Source organism: Roseibium sp. M-1, from assembly GCF_054515675.1.
Genome location: NZ_CM137257.1, coordinates 2984030 through 3002175 on the forward strand (window position 1 = coordinate 2984030; position 18146 = coordinate 3002175).

The following is an 18146-nucleotide window of genomic DNA, read 5'->3' on the forward strand; positions in this document are numbered from 1 at the left end:
AATGTTTTCCAGAATTCTCACCATCGCGGGCCAGGAAATCCGCATCGGCATCCGCAATCGCTGGATCCTGCTCGCGGCAATCATCCTGGCGGTGTTCTCGCTCGCTCTCGCCCTGCTTGGCTCGGCTCCCGCCGGCACGCTCGGTGTCGACCGGCTGACCATCACCGTCGCTTCACTGGCGAGCCTGTCGGTCTATCTTGTTCCCTTGATCGCGCTGCTGCTCGCCTTCGATGCCATCTGCGGCGAGGTGGAACGGGGCACGCTGCTGATGACCCTTTCCTGCCCGATCTCCCGTTTCGAATTCCTCATCGGCAAGGCGATCGGTCACACGCTGGTGCTGTCCTTCGCGCTCGTTGCCGGCTACGGCCTGACGGCTGGACTTCTGGTCGCGACCGGGTCCGGATCGCTGACTGGCCTTACGGATTTCGTCCGCCTGATCGCGACATCGATCCTGCTCGGGATCTGCTTCCTGGCAACCGGTTACATGCTGAGCGCACGGACACGCCAGTCCCGCACAGCCGCGGCCGCCGCGATTGCTGCCTGGCTGTTCCTGGTGGTGCTCTATGACCTCGCGCTGCTTGGAGCGCTCGTCGCCAATCCAAGCGGTGTCTTTGCCGCCGAGGTCTTTCCCTACGCGATCCTGCTCAACCCCGCCGACGCCTTCCGCCTGTTCAACCTGGCAGCCCTCGGCGCCAGCGATCTGGTCGGTGGAATGGCCGGTGTCGCGGAAACGCTTCCCTTCGATCCGATGCTCGCCCTTGGCTCCCTCATCGCCTTTGCCGGCCTGGCAATGGCGGGCTCGGCCCTGCTTGTCAGAAGGATTGCGCCATGAAAAACGCGCTCATTGCCCTCTTCGCCGTCACGCTTCTGGCAGCCTGCCAGGGCGAGCCCCAGGTTACCAAACCGGCTGCAATTGCCATGACGCCAGAAGCTGCGGGATACTATTGCCAGATGACCGTGCTGGAGCATGACGGCCCCAAGGCGCAGATCCACCTGACCGGTTTTGCCAATCCGCTCTGGTTCACCCAGGTCCGCGACGCGGTCGCGTTCACGCTTTCCCCGGAAGAAACGAAGGACATCGCCGCGATCTATGTCAACGACATGGGGAAGGCGGAAAGCTGGAATCAGCCGGGCATCGACAACTGGATCGATGCGGATGCGGCCTGGTTCGTGACCGGCAGCCGGCAGGCGGGCGGCATGGGCGCACCGGAGGCCATCCCCTTCGGCAGCGAAGCCGGGGCAAGGGGCTTTGTGTCGGAAAACGGCGGCAAGGTTGTGCGTTTCAAGGACATTCCTGCGGATTATGTTCTCAACTCCGTCGATGTTTCCGCCGCCACGCAGGAGGTGCCGCAATGAAGCTCTCCAGCAATACCTCAAAGCCGGTCAGCCGCCGGCGTTTCCTGCGGATCTGCGCAGCCGGAGCAGCAGGATTGGCAGTGCCTCCCGGCAGAGCTCTGGCGCAGGGCCAGGCTAGCCTGCACCGCTGGCGTGGCATTGCGCTCGGCGCAAGGGCGGAGATCAATCTGCTGCACGAGGATGCCGGCAAAGCGCAGAAGCTCTTCGGCCGGATCGAAGCGGAAATCCGCCGGCTGGAAGCGATCTTCAGTCTTTACATCCCGGAGAGCGAACTGGTCCGGCTGAATGCGGACGGACGGCTTGATGCGCCGTCGCTGGAACTGGTCGACCTTCTTGGCCTGTGTGCAAGGATCCATGCGGCGACGGAAGGCGCTTTCGATCCGACGGTGCAGCCGCTCTGGGCGCACTATGCCCGCCTGGCGACGGGTGACACCGGCACAGACTTCGAGGCCGCGCGCAGTTCCACCGGCTTCGGGCATGTCTCGATCGAGCCGGCGGAAATCCGTTTTCGCCGGCCCGGCATGGCGATGACCTTCAACGGCATCGCGCAAGGCTTTGTCACCGACCGGATCACGGCTTTTCTCGCTGCAAACGGCTGCACGGACATGGTGGTCGATCTTGGCGAAATCGCTGCTCGTGGCAGTCCCCAAGATGAATTTTCCACCGGTTCGGGCTGGCCGGTGACGCTAAGACCGGATCCCGGCCGGCCGGAGGCGGCCGTGAAGATCAGATTGAACGATGCCGCGGTGGCAAGTTCCGCCCGGCTCGGCACGACCTTCGACCCAGCAGGCCGCCGGTCGCATATTCTCGATCCCAGAACCGGCCTGCCGGTGGAAGGTTGTCTCCTGGGCGCCAGCGTCATTGCCCCGACTGCGGCGCTGGCCGACGGGCTTTCCACCGCTGCGCTTGTGTGCGGCGAGGACGGGCTTGCGAAAGCGCTTTCCGGTTTCGCCCAGACGCGCGCTTTCCTGGTTCGCATGGATGGAACGACAGGCTGGCTGGGATAGGCTGGGCTGGTCTCCGCAAACCCCTCCTCCTACGATCTTATCCACCTCCTCGACCTCATCCTGAGGAGCCTGGCACGCCAGGCGTCTCGAAGGATCGGCCGCTTGTTCTGGAATACGCCGCCTATCCTTCGAGACGGTCCTTTCGGACCTCCTCAGGATGAGGGCTTCACAAGCTTCTGGTACGGACCATTCAGGTGCGGCGTTCAATCAAAGCTTTGCCCGCAATTTTCCGCCGCTCAAAGATTTCCGTCGGCCTCGTCCATCAGGCGGCGCACCCATCTGGCGACGAACCAGGTCGCGGGCACGCCGAGCGGCAGGCACAGCCAGAGGCAGGCAACAGGCGAGAGGGCCGGCAGGCCGATTGCCTGTCCCATAAGGGCAAGCATGAAGAGGTTGATGGCGACGGCTGCCGCCGTGAACGGGTAAAACAGGATCGCCAGTTTTCGCACCGACCAGCCGGTTTGTGTGCCGGTCATGCAGCCAGATCCTTCCGGTTGGCGCCGTCGAGCGCAGAGGCAATAAGCTTCGGCATGAACGGCGTCTCGATCAGCGGTGCCAGGCGCAAGCCTTCGAAACCGGCCTGATCGAGCGCCTGTGGAATGTCCTCCGTCACGTGATGACCGTTGCCGGCAAAAAGCGGCAGCAGGATCGTCTTCAGGCCACAACGGGCCGCTGCATCTGCAAGGAACGGCGCTTCCTCCAGAAAACCGATACGTATCCGGGCATCCGTCAGGTCTTCGGCCAGCCCGACCGCAAAGCGCAAGGTGCATTGTGCGGTCGATGCTCCCGTTGCTGATCCGTGAGCGGCCAGCAGCACCTCATAACCGAAAGCATCCCAACGGGTTCTTGCCGCGAGCTCCTTCAGGTAGCCGGCGGTCAGCCGTGGCAGCTCGGGATGGACGCCAAGAGCCGTCATCTGCCTGGCTCTGGTGCCTTTCAACCTTCCTGCAAGGGCCTTTTGCGTGAACCAGCCTTCAGCCATGAAAATCGGAAAAACAAGCGGCTGGGGCCCTGCCAGATCCAGGCACCGCTCGAGACTGTTCCTTTCCGCCAGTGTGGCAGAGCGGACTGTCCAGCCGGGCAGGAACTCACGGACTTTTTGCGCCAGTAGCCGCAGATGCGCCTCGCCTGCTTCCGGCTGCGACGGCTGTCCATGCGCGACCAGGACAGCCTCAATGGCTTGTTCCTTCCGAGAAGGTGATCTTGTTCCAGACATTGTATTTTCCCGACGGTTTGCGCATGGGCATGCGCCTGACCTCTTCCAGGGTTTTTGCGTCATAGACGATCACCGCGCCGTCCTCCTCCCAGACCGAGACGAGGGCATGGCGGCCGTCCTTCGTGAATTCGACATGGGCGACAGTTGCGCCCACGACAGGCTTCAGCGTCCTGATAATCTTCAGGCTCTGCTTGTCGATGACGTGGATCTCGTCCTTGTTCGGACCAAAGAAGACATCGGCCCAGAAATAGGGCGTATTCTCATGGCTACGCAGGAAGAAGCCCGGTCCGTCCGTCCTGATGGTGGTGATCTCTTTCCAGGTGTCCGTGTCGATGATCGAGAGCTTGCCTTCCTTCAGATAAGGCGTCGCCATGACCCGGCGGCCCTCCCGCTCCCAGCTGATGCCAGAGCCGAGATGCGGCATGCCCTGGAGGGGCAGTTCGGCAATTTCCCGGCCGACCGTCAGGTTGACGACGACGCCGCGTTCGCCATCGCGCGAGGCACCGATCAGGTGGCGGTAATCGTCGTCGAAGAAGAAGTCGTCGAGCGGCTCGGCAGTTTTGATCCGGCGGCGGGCGAACAGCCCTTGAGACGACGGCAGCGCCTCGACCATGCCTTTCTCGCGGCTGTGCACGAAGCCCTCATAGACCGGCTCCGCATCGGGATCGGTAGCGACTTCCCAGATTTCCGGAGCGTCCTTCAGGGCAAGAATGAAGCTCTTGCGGTTGGGCGCCTGATAGACGGCGGAGACACGGCTCGCGCTCCCGTCCTTTGCCTTGACATCCATGACCTTGGCGACAGACAGGTCTTCGGTCGACAGGATCGTCAGCGTCATCGGCAAGTAATTGGCAACCGCCAACCATTTGCCGTCATGGCTCATGGCGATGTTGCGGCTGTTGAGGCCGGCGCGGATGCGCCCGACTTCCTGGAGGGCATAGAGATCGTATTTCTGCACCCAGCCGTCGCGCGACATGATGAAGACATAGCGTCCGTCCGGCGAGAATTTGGGTCCGCCGTGGACGGCGAAGGGGGTCGCGAATCTGTCCAGGGTCTCGAACGTGTCGCCGTCGAGAACGCTGACATGATGATCACCGGTTTCGACGACCAGGGTGATATTCATCGGATCGGAGGACCAGAGCGGCTTGCCGGCTGCTTCATAGTCCTCATTGACCACAAGGCTCTCGGCGATATCCGCTTCCTTCCAGTCCGGCACTTCGTTCAGGGGTTCCTTCAGAAAGGCGGCGAGTGCGTCGATCTGGTCCGCGCTCAGGACATCGGCGAAACCGGGCATCTGCGTTGCCTTGCGGCCGTTCCGGATGACAGCCCCCAGGTCCGGACCGCGCATGCGGCCGAGGGTTTCGGGGATCAGCGCAGGGCCGTGGCCGCCGAGGCGGCCTGCCCCGTGGCATTCGTGGCAATTGGCGGCATAGTCCTCCGCCGGTCCTGCAAAGGAGAGCGTCGTCGCCAGCAGAAGGGTGCTAAGCGAAGCGGTGAGCCGGATCATGGCGTTTTCCTCGGAACGGGGTCACGGCGAGGCGGTCGCCTGCGGAGCCGGTGAGCCCGATGTCGTCGTCGTTGAGATAGCAGGCCGGATCTTCCGCCCAGGGATCGCCGGTCAGCTGCAAGGCGCGGATGCGGGTGTTGCCGCCGCAGACATCCTTGAACGCACAGGCACCGCACCTTCCCTTCAGCGGCCGCGGACGTGTCCGGAGCTGCGCCAGCATCGGATCGGCGCCGGTCCAAAGGTCAGAGAACGCCGCGGTCTTGACGCTGCCGATGGTGTAGTTCGACCAGTAGGTGTCCGGATGCACATTGCCGAGCGTGTCGATATTGGCAACGCCCAGACCGGAGGAATTGCCGCCCCAGGCGGCCAGGTGCGTCCGGACGTGCTCCGCCTTGCCGTCTCCAAAATTTTCCCGCACCCAGTCCAGGAAATAGACCGCGTCCGCATCGTTGTTGCCGGTGACGATATCGAGCGGCCGGCCGCCGCTGACGCCCTGCCAGGCGCGGTCGAGCAGCAGGTCCATCGCCCAGCGGGAGCGCTTGTGCTCGGCATCCTCGCCGCGGTGCTTGTCGCCGCGGCCGGCATAGACAAGATGCGAGAGGTAGAACTTGTCGACGCCTTCGTCGTCGCACAGACGCAGGAGGTCGGCCAAGCTTTGATGGTTGCCCTCGGTCAGGGTGAAGCGAAGCCCGACCTTGATGCCGCGCGCCTTGCATTCGCGCACGCCGTGCAGGGCATTCAGATAAGCGCCTTCGACACCCCGGAACCAGTCGTTGGTGGCACCGATGCCGTCGATGGAGATGCCGACATAGTCGAATCCGATCTCGGCGACGCGATCCGCCGCAGCGCCGTGGACCTTGGTGCCGTTTGTCGACAGGGCCAGCATGCGGACGAGGCTGCGGGCGCGGGCGGCGATCTCGAAAAGGTCCTTGCTGTCCAGCGGCTCGCCACCGGAAAGGATCAGCGCGGGAATGCGAAAGCGGCCGAGATCCTCCAGCGTGGCCATCGCCTGCTCGTGGCTGAGTTCACCCGGAAAATCGACATCGGCCGAAACCGTATAACAGTGGCGGCATTTGAGGTTGCAGCGCCGGGTCAGGTTCCAGATCACCACGGGCTTGACCGGTCCGTTGCCTTGCCGGACGCGCACGGGGGTCGGCTCCACGATCTGGTGCATATATTCCGACAGACGGAACATCTTTCAGGCCTCCTTGCCGCGCAGGCGCATGCCGGTCTTTTTCAGGATGCGGGTGGAAAACAGGATGTCGCCGGCTTGAGCGGCATCGCCCAGCAGCGCCGCGATTTCGGTGCGCTTGGCCATGACTTCCTCGCGGTTCTCGCCATGCACCATGGCAAAGAGGTTGTAGGGCCAGTCCGGCAGTGCCCGCGGGCGGCGGTAGCAGTGGGTAACGAAGGAGAGCGCGCCGACCTTTTCGCCAAGCGCGTCAACTTTCGCGTCGACAACGTTCCAGACCGTCATGCCGTTGGCGGTCATGCCGAGGCGGTAGTGGTTGGGGGCAGCTCCGATCCGGCGGATGATGCCGTCTTCCTTCAGACGTTTCAGCCGATCGATCAGCTCCGCTTCCGAAAGCCCTAGATTTTCCGCGACGACGGCAAAGGGCGCGGGCACCAGCGGCAGGCCCGCCTGGGTCGCCTCGACGATCGTTCTGTCCTTTGGGTCCAAGCTCATGCGGTCACCCGGAAACCTATGAAAAATTCGCGTTCCTTCGGAAACAGGAGAACGGTGAGGCCCGTGTCACGCTCGATTGCCGCTGCGGTCGCGGCAATGGCGGCCTGGCTTTCGGTTGCCAGCACGAACCACATGTTCAGCCTGTGGTCCCGTTCATAGTTATGCGCGACTTCCGGGTAGGCATTGACTTTGGTTAAGACGTCCTCGAAACGCTCCGCGGGGACGGCCATCGCACAGAGACAGAAGGCACCGCCCAGAGCCTCGGCATCGAAGAAGGGCCCGAAACGCGTCAGCAAACCGTCGTCACGAAGGGTTCTGATGCGGTCCACCACGTCCTGTTCACTGAGACCCAGCTCCTCTGCCAGCGGGGCGAAGGGATGCGGCACCAGCGGCAGATCGTCCTGCAGGCGGTTGATCAGGGTCCGGTCCAGCTCGGAAAGCTCGTGGGTCATGCGGCTGCTCCCTGCCTCGCGATCAGCGCGCCGGTCTGCTTGAAGCAGCGGCTGGAGAAGAGCACCTCGTAACCGGCACCATTGACTTCCGGCAGCCGGGACGCCTTCTCAAGCACTTCCAGTGCCATCTGACGGCTCTGACCGTGGATCATGCAATAGAGCCGGTAAGGCCAGATGCCGGGAGCGGGACGGCGCTCATAACAGAGCGTGACACCCGGAAAGGCTGCCAGTGCAAGCCCGGCAGCAGAGATCCGTTCCGGCTCGATGTCCCAAACAACCATGGCGTTGGAGCGCCAGCCGAGCGCCCGGTGACGTACGATTACGCCAAGGCGCGCAATGATCCCGGCCTCCTGCAGGACGGTGAGCCGTTGCAACACCTCGCCTTCGCTTCGCCCAAGATCTTCCGCGATCCGCAAATACGGGCGTGAGACAAGCGGCAGACCCGTGGCTAGAGACTGCAGGAGGGCATCGTCTCCCTCCCGCAGTTGCTCCAGCCGGACCGTCCGGGGCGCTATTGGCCGGTCCAACCTGCCGTTCAGTCTGAAGCCGAGATCGATGTTGAAGGGCCGCAGGATCGGAAGATCGAGGACGGCAAGTCCCGTCTCCGTCCGGATAGCGTCGAGCACGTCATCCACATGGGCGCGGTCCGGTCCGGTGGCGACGAACCAGAGGTTCCAGGGGTTCTCGCGCAGATAGGAATGGTTGATGCCCGGTTGCGCGCCGACGAGAGCCGCGACCGTCTCGATCCGCGCCGGGGGCACCGACATTGCCGCGAGTGTACTGGCGGAAACGGTGTTCGGTGTGCAGGTGGCGCCGATGCGGGTGATCCGTCCGGCAGCGAACATCCGTTCGTACCGGTTAATGACTTCATCTTCCGGGCACTTCAGGGCGGTGCCGATTTCCGCGAAAGGCCTTTCTGCCAGCGGAAAATCCCGTTGCCAGTTGTCGAGCAGGGCAAGATCAAGCGGGTCGATGAGGCTCGTCATGGCTCACAACCCCGTCCTGTGCGCACGGGCGGTAAAGAAGATGCCGGAGGGGCTGTCCGCGTCGATCTCGGCTTTCTTCTCGAAGGTCCGCGTGTCGTAGACCATCACCTTGCCGGCATCCCGGACGGAGACCCAGACCTCGTTGCCGCGCGGGGTGAATTCCATGTGCAGGACCGCCGGTCCCGGCTTGAACTCGTGCACGACCTGCTTCGTCACCGTGTCGATCACCTGGATGGTGTCGTTGAGCGGATGGGCGAAATTCACCCAGACCTGGCGCCCGTCGGGGCGGGCCATGGCGAAGACGGGCTGCCCGTGCGTCTGCGTGCGTCCGGTCTCAGCCAGCGTTTCGCCGTCGATCCAAAGGACCTCGTGATGGCCGACCGCCGGCAGGACAAACTCGTTGCCGGCCTTCGCCCAGCCTTCCAGATGCGGCATCTTGTAGACCGGCAGGTCCGCTTCACCGCGGCCGTATTCCGGCAGCACCCGGATCGGCTTCGGCGTCTCGTCCCAGAGATCGAGCGCCGTCAGGCCGTCCTCGCCAAAGAGGCCGGTTATATAGAGACGGCCGTCGCCGGTGATGAGAGCGTCATAGGGATTGCGGCCCATGTCCGGGATTTTGGTAAGCTTCGGTGTCGCTCCGGAAAGGTCGGCGATCCAGGTCTCGCCCGTATCCCACAGGGTGAAGACGAACCGGCGGCCAGGTGCATCGACGAGCCCGATGGTCTTCGATCCGGTCGGTATATCGGCGACCATCTCCAGAGTCTCTGCATCGAAAATAAGCACCCCACCCGGCTCGTAGTTGGAAACGGCCACCAGCGTGCCGTCGTCGGAAATGGCGCCACCGATGGCGTTGCCCGACTGGACCACGCGTTTGGAAATGGTCTTTTCGATCAGGTCCACCTTGGTGAGGCCGCCGTCCCGGCCAAAGACATAGGCAAAGCGTTCGTCCGGCGAATAGACCAGGCTGGCATGGGAGAGATCGCCCAGCCCGACGATCCGTGTCAGTGCTGCCCGCTCGGACTGATCAACCAGGAGCAACGAACCCGAGGCGCGTTCGACGACGAGGCCGAGGTCGCCGGTGGCGACAACGGTCTGCGCCTGAGCCGCGCCCGTCAGCATGGCCGCCAGCGCGACCCCGCAAAGCCACTTCATTTCATGTCTCCCTTGAGAAGATATTCAGCAATCCGTTTGGCGTCGGCCTCCGACAGGATCGGCCGCCAGGGCGGCATTGCCGTTTCCGGAATGCCGTCCAGAACCACCAGCGACAGGGTGTCGATGTCGTAGTGACTGAGCGCGTCCGGCCGGATGTCCGGTCCGAGCCCTCCCTTCAGCGTCATGCCGTGGCAGGAGCCGCAATCCTGGCGCACCAGGTTGACGAGGGCCGCAGAACCGCTTTCCTCCGCAACGGCGAGGCTCGTGATCACCAACAGGCAGAAGGCAAAGGTCAGCAGGGTCTTAAGCATGGACCCGCCTTCCGGCAGCCTCGCTGCCGGCCGTTGCAACCAGGGTTTCAATGTCATGTGCCGGCCACTCGGCGCTCAGGGTCACGACCTTGCCGATGACAAAAAGAACGGGTGCCTTCAGGCCGGCATCGCGCACATCGAGGGCCACCGTGCCGAGATGCGAATAGAGCCTCTTTTCGCGCGGTGTCGTCGCGTTGGCGATGGCAAGCACGGGCGTCGTTTCGCTGAGCCCCTCGGCCACCAGCCGCAGGGCGATCTGCCCCATGTTGGCGACGCCCATGTAGACGACCAGGGTGGTTTCCTCGCTGGCAAGGCTCTTCCAGTCGAGATCCAGCGTACCGTTGGCCTGGCGGTGACCGGTGACATAACGAACGCCGGTGGCCAGACCGCGATGGGTCAGCGGCACGCCGGTGGCGGCGGCGGCCCCCTGCGCTGCCGTTATGCCGGGCGCATATTCGACGGGGATCCCGCGGGCAGCAAGATGCTCCGCCTCTTCCGAACCGCGCCCGAAGATGAGCGGATCGCCGCCCTTGAGACGGGCGACGGTCATGCCTTCCAGGGCAAGGTCTTCGAGGATTTCGTTGATCCTTTCCTGCGGAACGGGGTGATTGTCTGGAGATTTTCCGACCGGAACCTTCAGCGCGCCTTCAGGCGCGAGAGCCAGGATTTCGGGCGAGACCAGCCGGTCGAAGACGACCGCGTCCGCTTCCTGCAGCATGCGCATGGCCTTGAGCGTCAGAAGCTCCGGATCACCGGGCCCCGCACCGATCAGACAGACCTTACCTGGCTTTTTCATCTTGGGCTCCTGCGCCGGCTGGGTAGGTGGAGGCGTAAACGGGAGGGGCAGCGGTCCGCCCCTCCCGGCGGGACGTCAGTAGACGTCGGCGCGCGTGTTGTAGACGTTGAACTTGCCTGTCGGCGTGATCAGGCGCGGGTCCTTGATCACGGTCTTCAGCTCCAGCGTCTTGTCATCGACGACGACGATGGCGCTTTCCTGCTCCTTGCCGTTCCAGACCGAGAACCAGACTTCCGTACCTTCCTTGTTGAACTCGGGCTGCACGACGCGTGGCTGACCTTCGGGGCTACCGGCCCATTCGGCGATCGGCAGGGTCATGTATTCCGGGTCTTCCTCGGTATCGCCCGTCATCTTGGAGATATCGAACACTGCGACCGAGCCGGAGACTTCCGCTTCCGGGTTCAGCGGGGCATCGACATAGAGATGCGTCGATTCCGGGTGGGTCTTGATGAACAGCGACCCGCCGCCCAGTGCGTAGAAGCTGTCGACCAGCTTCCAGGCATGATCCGGATGTCCTTCCGGATCTGTCCCGATCAGGGCGACGGAATCGTCGCCGAGGTGCGACGTTGCCCAGACCGGACCGAATGCCGGATGCACGAAGTTGGCACCGCGGCCCGGATGCGGGGTCTGGCCGCCGGATTCGACCAGACCGACAAGCTTGTCTTCCTTGGTATCGACGACCGCGATCTTGCCGCGGGCGTTTGCGGCCACGAGGAAGTAGCGCTTGGTGCTGTCGAACCCGCCGTCATGCAGGAAGCGTTCGGCTTCGATCTCGGTGGTCTTGAGGTTCTTCAGGTCGGTGTAGTCCACCAGCAGGATCTTGCCGGTTTCCTTCACGTTGACGATGAACTCGGGCTTGTAATGCGAAGCCACGATCGATGCGACACGGGGCTCGGGGTGGTAGGTCTGATCGTCATAGACGTTGCCGCGGGTCGAGACGATTTTCAGCGGCTCGAGCGTTTCCCCGTCCATGATCACGTATTGCGGCGGCCAGTAGGACCCGGCGATCGCGTACTTGTCTTCCCAGCCTTCGAACTTCGAAGTCTCGATCGAACGGGCTTCGGACCCGACCTTGATTTCGGCGACGGTCGCGGGATGTTCCATCCACAGATCGATCATGTTGACCTTGGCGTCGCGGCCAATCACGAACAGATAGCGGCCGGAAGCCGAAATACGGCTGATATGCACCGCATAGCCGGTGTCGATCACTTCCTTGATCTCGTAGGTGCCCGCATCGATCAGGGCGATCTGGCCGGCATCGCGGAGCGTCACGGACATCAGGTTGTCCAGATCGAGCGAATTCATCTGGCTGGTCGGACGATCCTCCGGCTTCACCAGGATCTTCCAGGAGTTCTTCATTTCCGGCATGCCGAATTCCGGCGGAGCCGGCGGATCGAGCAGCACGTAACGCGCCATCAGGTCGATTTCGGCGTCCGTGAGTTCTCCGGAAGTCCCCCAGTTGGGCATGCCCGCGGGCGAGCCGTAGGTGATGAAGTCCTTCAGATGCTCATAGCCGAGGTCACGGGTGATGTCGGGCGTCAGCGGTTTGCCGGTTGCCCCCTTGCGCAGCACGCCATGGCAGCCGGCGCAGCGTTCGAAATAGATCCTCGAACCCTGCTGGAATTCTTCGTCCGTGATCACGGGGTCGCCAGCCTTGCGGCCCGGAATCTCGACCTTTATCGAACCAAGCGTCGTCAAGCTGGGCTCGTATGCGGCGGCTGGCGTATCGCCGTGACCGGCAGGCTTGTCCTGTGCCCAGGCGCTGCCTGAGACAAGAGCAAGAGCCATGGCCGCGCTGGCTAGAAGCGCGTACCTGACTGGGGACTTCTGGCTATTCATTGCGGAATTCTCCGTTGAGCTGGTGAGGCGATGCTGAAGATGCACGGCGCGACCGGCGGCCTCCTTGACTTTTGTTAAGGTGCAAAACAGGACGTCGCGGCACCCTCCCGGAGATCGGTTCGGGACCTGCCAAATGCGCTTTTTTTCTCTTCTGTTTCTTGGCTTGCTGCTCGCCGCCAGCTCCTCTCTGGCGACAGGTCTCAGCGGCGAGGTCATCACCCCGGCAGCCCCCGATGCGCAGCTTGCAGCCGAGCTGTTGGGCAGCAGCGATCCCCTCTCGCTCGAGCGCCAGGAAACCGGCGTGCCGTCCTGGACGGTCCTGCGTGACGGGCAGGTGATCGGCCATATCGGATCGACCTGGGAGATCGCCGGATCGATCGGCTATTCCGGGCGGCCGCTCGACGTGCTTGTCGCGATCAACCCTGATGCCACCATCGCCGGTGCGCGGCTGATGCAGCACAACGAGCCGGTGCTGACGCTCGGCATCTCAGACGAGGACATCGCCCGCTACGTCGATGGTTACCGGGGGGTGAACCTGGCGGCGGAACGCCAGTCGGTGCTGGAGCCTCAGGCCGACCTGCCGGATGTGATCGCGCGCGCCACGGTCTCGACCGGTGTCATCCGTGACGGCATCCTCAGGACAGCACGTACTCTCGCCCTTGCCCGCGGACTGATCGCAAGCGGCGGCATTGACCGCCTCGCCTATGAACCGGCCGGCTGGGATGCACTTCTGGAGATGGGCGCCCTGGCGCAGGCGCACGTAACGATGGACGAGGCGGCCGAAGCCTTGAAGGGGGCCAAGGTGCCGGTGACGCCTGGGCCGGGCAGCTTCCTCGATCTTTATGCGGGGCTCATCGATCCGCCGGCGGTCGGACGCAACCTGCTCGGCCAGCAGCTTTATACAAGGGTCATGGGCAAGCTCGGGCCAGGCGACAGCGCGCTCACCATCTTGACCGGTGGCCTGCAGTCACATCGCGGCACCGATTGGCGCCGCAGTGGCCGGTTCGACCGGCTGGCGATCGTCCAGGGCGAAACGCGTGTCGCCCCGGCGGAAGCCGATTATCTCTTCGTCAAGAAGCTTGCCATCGACGGCGCGCCTGACCTGAAGGAGATGAGCGTCTTCCGGCTCGGGCCCGAAATCGACCCAACGAAACCCTTCCGCGTCGAAGTGACCGCCGAACGCCCCGCCGCGTCGGATGGACCTGTCGCCATGACTATCGGCACGGATTATGAACTGCCGGACCGGTTCCGCCTGGCGCCTCCGCCGGAGGCAGAACCGCTCTGGCGCGAAATCTGGCGAACGAAAAAACCGGCAGCCGTTTTTGTCTGCGCACTGCTTGCCGCCCTGGCACTGGTGTTCATCTTTCAGGAGAGCATCGTCCGCCGGAAGAAACTGTGGCTTGGCCTGCGGATCGGATTCCTGTCCGTAACACTCTTCGTGCTTGGCTGGGGGCTCAACGGCCAGCTGTCCGTCGTGCAGGTCGTCGCCTTCCTCCATTCCCTCCTGACCGGGTTTCGCTGGGAGACCTTCCTGATCGAGCCGGTGATCTTCCTGCTCTGGTCGTTCGTCGCCCTTGGCCTGCTCTTCTGGGGGCGCGGGGTCTATTGCGGCTGGCTCTGCCCCTTCGGCGCGCTGCAGGAGCTGTTGAACTTTGCCGCCCGGCGCCTCGGGATCAGACAGATCACCGTGCCTCAGGCACTGCACGAGCGGCTGTGGATGATCAAGTACACGGCTTTCATGGCGATCCTGGCTTTGTCCTTTTATTCGATGCACGACGCGCTGGTGCTGGCGGAAATCGAGCCTTTCAAAACGGCGATTTCGCTCCGAATGATCCGCGCCTGGCCCTTCGTCGTCTTTGTGCTGGCGATCCTCGCGGCCGGACTTTTCATCGAACGGTTCTACTGCCGCTATATCTGCCCCCTCGGCGCCGCGCTCGCCATTCCCGCCAAGCTGAAGATCTTCGACTGGCTGCACCGACGGTCGCAATGCGGCCGCGAGTGCCGGCTGTGCGAGACAAAATGCACCGTCGGCGCGATCGATCCTATCGGGCGGATCAACCCCAACGAATGTGTGCTTTGTCTGCGCTGCCAGGTGATCTTCAACGATCCCGAGACCTGCACCATCCTGAAACGGCGGGTACGCACAGCCTCGCCCGTTTCGTCAGTGGCCGCACCCAAGGGAGAGGTCTGATGATCGACCGCCGCCGTTTCCTGACCATCGCCGCTGCCGCCACCCTCGTCTCGCCGGTGCGGGCGACCGAGACGATCGAATGGCGAGGGCGGGCCATGGGGTCCGCCGCACGCATTCTGCTGACCGGCACGGATCCCGACACCGCGCGCCGGCTGTTCCACAAGGTGGAGCGTGTGCTTGCCCGGGTGGAAGCCCGGTTCTCGCTCCATGCCGATTCCGGCCTTGTCCGCCTCAACCGCACCGGCCTTTGGGCCAGGCCGGATCCGGATGTCCTCGCGCTCTTCCGCCTGGCCGGTGACGCCCATGCGGCAACAAGCGGTGCATTCGATCCGACGGTACAGCCCCTGTGGCAAGCGGTCGCGACCGGCGGCGATGTCACCGCTGCGCGCGCACTGATCGGCTGGCGGGATGTCGAAGTCTCCAGGGAGGCTATCCGCCTTGCCCGCCCCGGCATGGCACTCACCTTCAACGGCATCGCCCAGGGCCATGCGGCGGACCGTGTCGCTGCCATGTTGAAGCGACATGGATTTGACGACGTTCTTGTCGATATGGGCGAGATCCAAGCTCTCGGGAGACGTCCGGACGGTAAAGCGTGGCGTGCCGGGATCGCCCTGCCCGATGGCAGGATTATCGGCGAGACGGAGTTGCACGACAAAGCCCTTGCGGTGTCTTCGCCCAGGGGAACCCTGATCGGTCCGAAGGCAACGGACAGCCACATACTCGACCCGTCCGGCGCAGCGCCCCGCTGGAACTTAGCCGGCGTAACAGCTCCGTCAGCAGCCCTTGCCGACGCGTTGTCGACCGGATTTTGCGTGATGGACCGGATCGCGATCGATGACGTCTTGAAGGCTTTTCCCGAGACCCGGTTGGCAGCACTCGCCTGAGCAATCCTAAATTTCCGGGCAGTTGACTTTTGTTAAGGATTCCGCCCTGCCGCTCCCCGAATGTTCAGCCACCATCAACGGCTACAAAGGGGGTCGGTCGCCATGCGCGAAGTCATGACCAAAAGCATGGCCCGGAACATATTCTATGGCGGGTCACTCTTCTTCATCATCATCTTTGTGGGGCTGTCGGCGCACAGCCACCTCTACATCACCGGCACGTCGACCGATGCCAGCACGCTGACCGACAGCGTGGCGGCGGGCAAGCGTGTCTGGGAGGACAAGGCCTGCATCAACTGTCACACGATCCTGGGCGAAGGCGCCTATTTCGCGCCTGAAGTCGGCAACGTGATGACCCGCTGGGGCGTCATCGACGATCCGGAAGCAGCATTCGATACGCTGAAGGGCTGGATGGAAGCCCAGCCGACCGGCATCGAAGGCCGCCGGCAGATGCCGCAGTTCCATCTGACGGACGAGGAAATCCGCGACCTCGCCAATTTCCTGATCTGGACAAACAAGATCAACACCCAGAACTGGCCGCCCAACGACGCCGGTTGATCTTGAACGCTAAGGAAACCCAAGATGAAATATCAATCCCAAAAGGTCGCGCTGGCGTATTTCGCCGTGGCGCTCGCCCTGTTCGCCGTCCAGGTTCTGGGCGGTCTGCTGGCAGGTTACATCTACGTGGCACCGAATTTCCTGTCGGAGCTGCTTCCCTTCAACATCGTCAGGATGCTGCACACCAACAGCCTGATCGTCTGGCTGCTGCTCGGCTTCTTCGGTGCCGCCTATTTCCTCGTTCCGGAGGAAGCGGAACGGGAGCTGCATTCGCCCAGGCTCGCCTATCTGCAGCTTGCCATCCTAGTGCTCGGCACGCTCGGCGTGGTGCTCACCTATGTCTTCAACTTCTTTGAAGGCAACTGGCTGCTCGGCAAGGAAGGCCGCGAGTTCATCGAACAGCCCAAATGGGTCAAGGTCGGTATCGTCGTTGCCGCGCTCATGTTCCTCTACAACATCACCATGACGGTGCTGAAGGGCAAGAAGACCGCGATCACCAACATCCTCCTGCTTGGCCTCTGGGGCCTGGCGCTGCTGTTCCTGTTCAGCTTCTACAATCCCAGCAACCTGGCACTGGACAAGCAGTACTGGTGGAACATCGTGCACCTGTGGGTGGAAGGCGTCTGGGAGCTGATCATGGCGTCCATCCTCGCCTACCTGATGCTGAAGCTGACGGGTGTCGACCGCGAAGTCATCGAGAAATGGCTCTATGTCATCGTCGCCGCCGCGCTCTTCTCCGGCATCCTCGGTACCGGCCACCACTACTACTGGATCGGCACCCCCGGCTACTGGCAGTGGATCGGTTCGATCTTCTCCTCGCTCGAAGTCGTTCCCTTCTTTGCGATGATGGCCTTCGCTTTCGTCATGGTCTGGAAAGGCCGGCGGGACCATCCCAACAAGGCCGCGCTGCTGTGGTCGCTCGGCTGCGCCACGCTCGCCTTCTTCGGCGCCGGCGTCTGGGGCTTCCTGCACACCCTGCATGGCGTGAACTACTACACCCACGGCACGCAGATCACGGCAGCGCATGGGCACCTGGCCTTCTTCGGCGCCTATGTATCGCTGAACCTGGCCATCATCAGCTACGCCATGCCGCTGCTGCGCGGACGCGATCCCTACAATCAGGTGCTCAACATGGTCTCCTTCTGGCTGATGGCCGGCGGCATGTCCTTCATGACATTCGTCCTGACTTTCGCCGGCACCGTGCAGACGCACCTGCAACGGGTGATGGGCGAGTATTTCATGGACGTCCAGGACCAACTGGCCCTGTTCTACTGGATGCGTTTCGGCGCAGGTGCCGCCTTCGTTCTCGGCGCGTTCCTGTTCATCTACGCGATCTCCGTTCCCCGGCGCGAAGTCATCCAGCCGGGTGAAGCAGCCGGTGCACCGGCGGAGTGATGGATATGGAAGCCAGTGTCTCCATGGCGAAGGGGGCGGCAGCCGCCCCCTTCTACCTCTCGCAAGGCGACGAATGCGATGTCTTCGAAGCCGCGCACAGAAACGGCCTGCCGGTCCTCCTGAAAGGACCGACCGGCTGCGGCAAGACCCGCTTCGTTGCCCATATGGCGGCAAGGCTCGGCCGCAAGCTCTATACCGTTGCCTGCCATGACGACCTCGCTGCCGCGGACCTGATCGGACGTTACCTCCTGAAGGGCGGCGAAACGGTCTGGGTCGACGGGCCGCTGACCCGGGCCGTCCGCGAGGGCGCGATCTGCTATCTCGACGAGGTGGTGGAAGCCCGCAAGGACGTGACGGTGGTGCTGCATCCCCTGACCGACGACCGCCGGACGCTGCCGATCGACCGGACCGGCGAGGAACTTGTCGCGGCCCCCGGCTTCATGCTGGTCGCCTCCTATAACCCGGGATACCAGAACATCCTGAAGACCCTGAAGCCTTCGACCCGCCAGCGTTTCCTGTCGCTCGAATTCGATTTCCCGCCGGCAGACCTCGAGACGGAGGTCGTCTGCGAGGAAAGCGGGCTCGACCGCGAACGCACCGCATCCCTGGTCCGCCTGGCCGGCAAGCTGCGCGCGCTCAAGGGCCAGGATCTGGAAGAAGGCGTCTCGACCCGTCTCGTCGTCTACGCGGCAACGCTGATTGCGCAGGGCATGCCGATCGAACGGGCCATCGAAGCGGCGATGATCGAGCCGCTGAGCGACGATGACGACGTGAAACGCGGGCTCCTTGATCTTGTCACGGCCGTGTTTGGGTGA

The 18146-nt window shown here is 63.3% G+C and carries 19 protein-coding genes; 8 read left to right on the top strand and 11 right to left on the bottom strand.

Going from position 1 to position 18146, the window contains the following annotated elements; translation table 11 throughout:
- The first annotated feature begins 1 nt into the window (after position 1).
- From ACX3M4_RS13405 to ACX3M4_RS13415, 3 genes are read left to right on the top strand one after another with little or no spacing between them, the layout of a single operon-like run.
- Complete coding sequence (locus ACX3M4_RS13405) at positions 2 to 832, top strand: ABC transporter permease (protein ID WP_459359049.1); 831 nt, start codon at positions 2 to 4, stop codon at positions 830 to 832.
- The gene (locus tag ACX3M4_RS13410; RefSeq protein WP_459359050.1) at positions 829 to 1356 is read left to right on the top strand and encodes a nitrous oxide reductase accessory protein NosL; all 528 of its coding nucleotides are present in this window, start codon (positions 829 to 831) and stop codon (positions 1354 to 1356) included. The genes ACX3M4_RS13405 and ACX3M4_RS13410 overlap by 4 nt, the downstream gene beginning before the upstream one ends.
- Complete coding sequence (locus ACX3M4_RS13415) at positions 1353 to 2363, top strand: FAD:protein FMN transferase (protein ID WP_459359051.1); 1011 nt, start codon at positions 1353 to 1355, stop codon at positions 2361 to 2363. The genes ACX3M4_RS13410 and ACX3M4_RS13415 overlap by 4 nt, the downstream gene beginning before the upstream one ends.
- A 236-nt stretch (positions 2364 to 2599) precedes the next feature.
- On the opposite strand, the gene ACX3M4_RS13420 is transcribed toward ACX3M4_RS13415, so the two are convergent.
- From ACX3M4_RS13420 to ACX3M4_RS13470, 11 genes are all read right to left on the bottom strand, one after another.
- The gene (locus tag ACX3M4_RS13420) at positions 2600 to 2839 is read right to left on the bottom strand and encodes a hypothetical protein (RefSeq protein WP_459359052.1); all 240 of its coding nucleotides are present in this window, start codon (positions 2837 to 2839) and stop codon (positions 2600 to 2602) included.
- A complete protein-coding gene (locus tag ACX3M4_RS13425) occupies positions 2836 to 3579 on the bottom strand; it encodes a CbiX/SirB N-terminal domain-containing protein (RefSeq protein ID WP_459359053.1) in 744 nt (247 codons plus the stop codon). The genes ACX3M4_RS13420 and ACX3M4_RS13425 overlap by 4 nt, the downstream gene beginning before the upstream one ends.
- The gene (locus ACX3M4_RS13430) at positions 3536 to 5083 is read right to left on the bottom strand and encodes a cytochrome D1 domain-containing protein (protein WP_459359054.1); all 1548 of its coding nucleotides are present in this window, start codon (positions 5081 to 5083) and stop codon (positions 3536 to 3538) included. Before ACX3M4_RS13430 ends, ACX3M4_RS13425 begins: the two co-directional genes overlap by 44 nt.
- Positions 5058 to 6278, bottom strand: a complete 1221-nt coding sequence (gene nirJ, locus ACX3M4_RS13435) for a heme d1 biosynthesis radical SAM protein NirJ (RefSeq protein ID WP_459359055.1) — start codon at positions 6276 to 6278, stop codon at positions 5058 to 5060. Before nirJ ends, ACX3M4_RS13430 begins: the two co-directional genes overlap by 26 nt.
- Before the next feature lie 3 nt (positions 6279 to 6281).
- Positions 6282 to 6770, bottom strand: coding sequence for a siroheme decarboxylase subunit beta (gene ahbB / locus ACX3M4_RS13440; protein ID WP_459359056.1), 489 nt, complete (start codon positions 6768 to 6770; stop codon positions 6282 to 6284).
- Positions 6767 to 7222 carry an Lrp/AsnC family transcriptional regulator gene (locus tag ACX3M4_RS13445; RefSeq protein WP_459359057.1) on the bottom strand — a complete coding sequence of 152 codons (456 nt, stop codon included), beginning with the start codon at positions 7220 to 7222 and terminating at the stop codon, positions 6767 to 6769. The genes ahbB (ACX3M4_RS13440) and ACX3M4_RS13445 overlap by 4 nt, the downstream gene beginning before the upstream one ends.
- On the bottom strand, positions 7219 to 8208 hold the full coding sequence (gene ahbB, locus ACX3M4_RS13450) for a siroheme decarboxylase subunit beta (protein ID WP_459359058.1): 990 nt from the start codon (positions 8206 to 8208) through the stop codon (positions 7219 to 7221). Before ahbB (ACX3M4_RS13450) ends, ACX3M4_RS13445 begins: the two co-directional genes overlap by 4 nt.
- Before the next feature lie 3 nt (positions 8209 to 8211).
- Positions 8212 to 9360, bottom strand: a complete 1149-nt coding sequence (locus ACX3M4_RS13455; RefSeq protein ID WP_459359059.1) for a cytochrome D1 domain-containing protein — start codon at positions 9358 to 9360, stop codon at positions 8212 to 8214.
- The gene (locus tag ACX3M4_RS13460; protein ID WP_459359060.1) at positions 9357 to 9671 is read right to left on the bottom strand and encodes a c-type cytochrome; all 315 of its coding nucleotides are present in this window, start codon (positions 9669 to 9671) and stop codon (positions 9357 to 9359) included. Before ACX3M4_RS13460 ends, ACX3M4_RS13455 begins: the two co-directional genes overlap by 4 nt.
- Positions 9664 to 10467, bottom strand: a complete 804-nt coding sequence (cobA, locus tag ACX3M4_RS13465; RefSeq protein ID WP_459359061.1) for a uroporphyrinogen-III C-methyltransferase — start codon at positions 10465 to 10467, stop codon at positions 9664 to 9666. The genes ACX3M4_RS13460 and cobA overlap by 8 nt, the downstream gene beginning before the upstream one ends.
- A 75-nt stretch (positions 10468 to 10542) precedes the next feature.
- Positions 10543 to 12306 carry a cytochrome D1 domain-containing protein gene (locus ACX3M4_RS13470; protein WP_459359062.1) on the bottom strand — a complete coding sequence of 588 codons (1764 nt, stop codon included), beginning with the start codon at positions 12304 to 12306 and terminating at the stop codon, positions 10543 to 10545.
- Positions 12307 to 12439: 133 nt separating this feature from the next.
- On the opposite strand from ACX3M4_RS13470, the gene ACX3M4_RS13475 reads away from it, so the two are divergent.
- From ACX3M4_RS13475 to ACX3M4_RS13495, 5 genes are all read left to right on the top strand, one after another.
- Positions 12440 to 14497, top strand: coding sequence for a 4Fe-4S binding protein (locus ACX3M4_RS13475; RefSeq protein ID WP_459359063.1), 2058 nt, complete (start codon positions 12440 to 12442; stop codon positions 14495 to 14497).
- Positions 14497 to 15381, top strand: a complete 885-nt coding sequence (locus ACX3M4_RS13480) for an FAD:protein FMN transferase (protein ID WP_459359064.1) — start codon at positions 14497 to 14499, stop codon at positions 15379 to 15381. The genes ACX3M4_RS13475 and ACX3M4_RS13480 overlap by 1 nt, the downstream gene beginning before the upstream one ends.
- A 102-nt stretch (positions 15382 to 15483) precedes the next feature.
- Entirely contained in the window at positions 15484 to 15936 is a 453-nt protein-coding gene (locus tag ACX3M4_RS13485) for a c-type cytochrome (protein ID WP_459359065.1), read from the top strand.
- Between the two features lie 24 nt (positions 15937 to 15960).
- Positions 15961 to 17331 carry a cbb3-type cytochrome c oxidase subunit I gene (locus tag ACX3M4_RS13490; RefSeq protein WP_459359066.1) on the top strand — a complete coding sequence of 457 codons (1371 nt, stop codon included), beginning with the start codon at positions 15961 to 15963 and terminating at the stop codon, positions 17329 to 17331.
- A gap of 5 nt (positions 17332 to 17336) precedes the next feature.
- On the top strand, positions 17337 to 18146 hold the full coding sequence (locus ACX3M4_RS13495) for an AAA family ATPase (RefSeq protein ID WP_459359067.1): 810 nt from the start codon (positions 17337 to 17339) through the stop codon (positions 18144 to 18146).

Excerpts from the sequence above, each read along its gene's own strand:
- ACX3M4_RS13485 (WP_459359065.1), top strand. The coding sequence starts at position 15,484 with ATGCGCGAAGTCATGACCAAAAGCATGGCCCGGAACATATTCTATGGC.
- ACX3M4_RS13445 (WP_459359057.1), bottom strand. The coding sequence starts at position 7,222 with ATGACCCACGAGCTTTCCGAGCTGGACCGGACCCTGATCAACCGCCTG.
- ACX3M4_RS13410 (WP_459359050.1), top strand. The coding sequence starts at position 829 with ATGAAAAACGCGCTCATTGCCCTCTTCGCCGTCACGCTTCTGGCAGCC.
- ACX3M4_RS13425 (WP_459359053.1), bottom strand. The coding sequence starts at position 3,579 with ATGTCTGGAACAAGATCACCTTCTCGGAAGGAACAAGCCATTGAGGCT.
- ACX3M4_RS13475 (WP_459359063.1), top strand. The coding sequence starts at position 12,440 with ATGCGCTTTTTTTCTCTTCTGTTTCTTGGCTTGCTGCTCGCCGCCAGC.
- ACX3M4_RS13490 (WP_459359066.1), top strand. The coding sequence starts at position 15,961 with ATGAAATATCAATCCCAAAAGGTCGCGCTGGCGTATTTCGCCGTGGCG.
- ahbB (WP_459359056.1), bottom strand. The coding sequence starts at position 6,770 with ATGAGCTTGGACCCAAAGGACAGAACGATCGTCGAGGCGACCCAGGCG.
- ACX3M4_RS13455 (WP_459359059.1), bottom strand. The coding sequence starts at position 9,360 with ATGAAGTGGCTTTGCGGGGTCGCGCTGGCGGCCATGCTGACGGGCGCG.
- ACX3M4_RS13460 (WP_459359060.1), bottom strand. The coding sequence starts at position 9,671 with ATGCTTAAGACCCTGCTGACCTTTGCCTTCTGCCTGTTGGTGATCACG.
- ACX3M4_RS13420 (WP_459359052.1), bottom strand. The coding sequence starts at position 2,839 with ATGACCGGCACACAAACCGGCTGGTCGGTGCGAAAACTGGCGATCCTG.
- ACX3M4_RS13405 (WP_459359049.1), top strand. The coding sequence starts at position 2 with ATGTTTTCCAGAATTCTCACCATCGCGGGCCAGGAAATCCGCATCGGC.
- cobA (WP_459359061.1), bottom strand. The coding sequence starts at position 10,467 with ATGAAAAAGCCAGGTAAGGTCTGTCTGATCGGTGCGGGGCCCGGTGAT.
- nirJ (WP_459359055.1), bottom strand. The coding sequence starts at position 6,278 with ATGTTCCGTCTGTCGGAATATATGCACCAGATCGTGGAGCCGACCCCC.
- ACX3M4_RS13495 (WP_459359067.1), top strand. The coding sequence starts at position 17,337 with ATGGAAGCCAGTGTCTCCATGGCGAAGGGGGCGGCAGCCGCCCCCTTC.
- ACX3M4_RS13480 (WP_459359064.1), top strand. The coding sequence starts at position 14,497 with ATGATCGACCGCCGCCGTTTCCTGACCATCGCCGCTGCCGCCACCCTC.
- ahbB (WP_459359058.1), bottom strand. The coding sequence starts at position 8,208 with ATGACGAGCCTCATCGACCCGCTTGATCTTGCCCTGCTCGACAACTGG.
- ACX3M4_RS13470 (WP_459359062.1), bottom strand. The coding sequence starts at position 12,306 with ATGAATAGCCAGAAGTCCCCAGTCAGGTACGCGCTTCTAGCCAGCGCG.
- ACX3M4_RS13415 (WP_459359051.1), top strand. The coding sequence starts at position 1,353 with ATGAAGCTCTCCAGCAATACCTCAAAGCCGGTCAGCCGCCGGCGTTTC.
- ACX3M4_RS13430 (WP_459359054.1), bottom strand. The coding sequence starts at position 5,083 with ATGATCCGGCTCACCGCTTCGCTTAGCACCCTTCTGCTGGCGACGACG.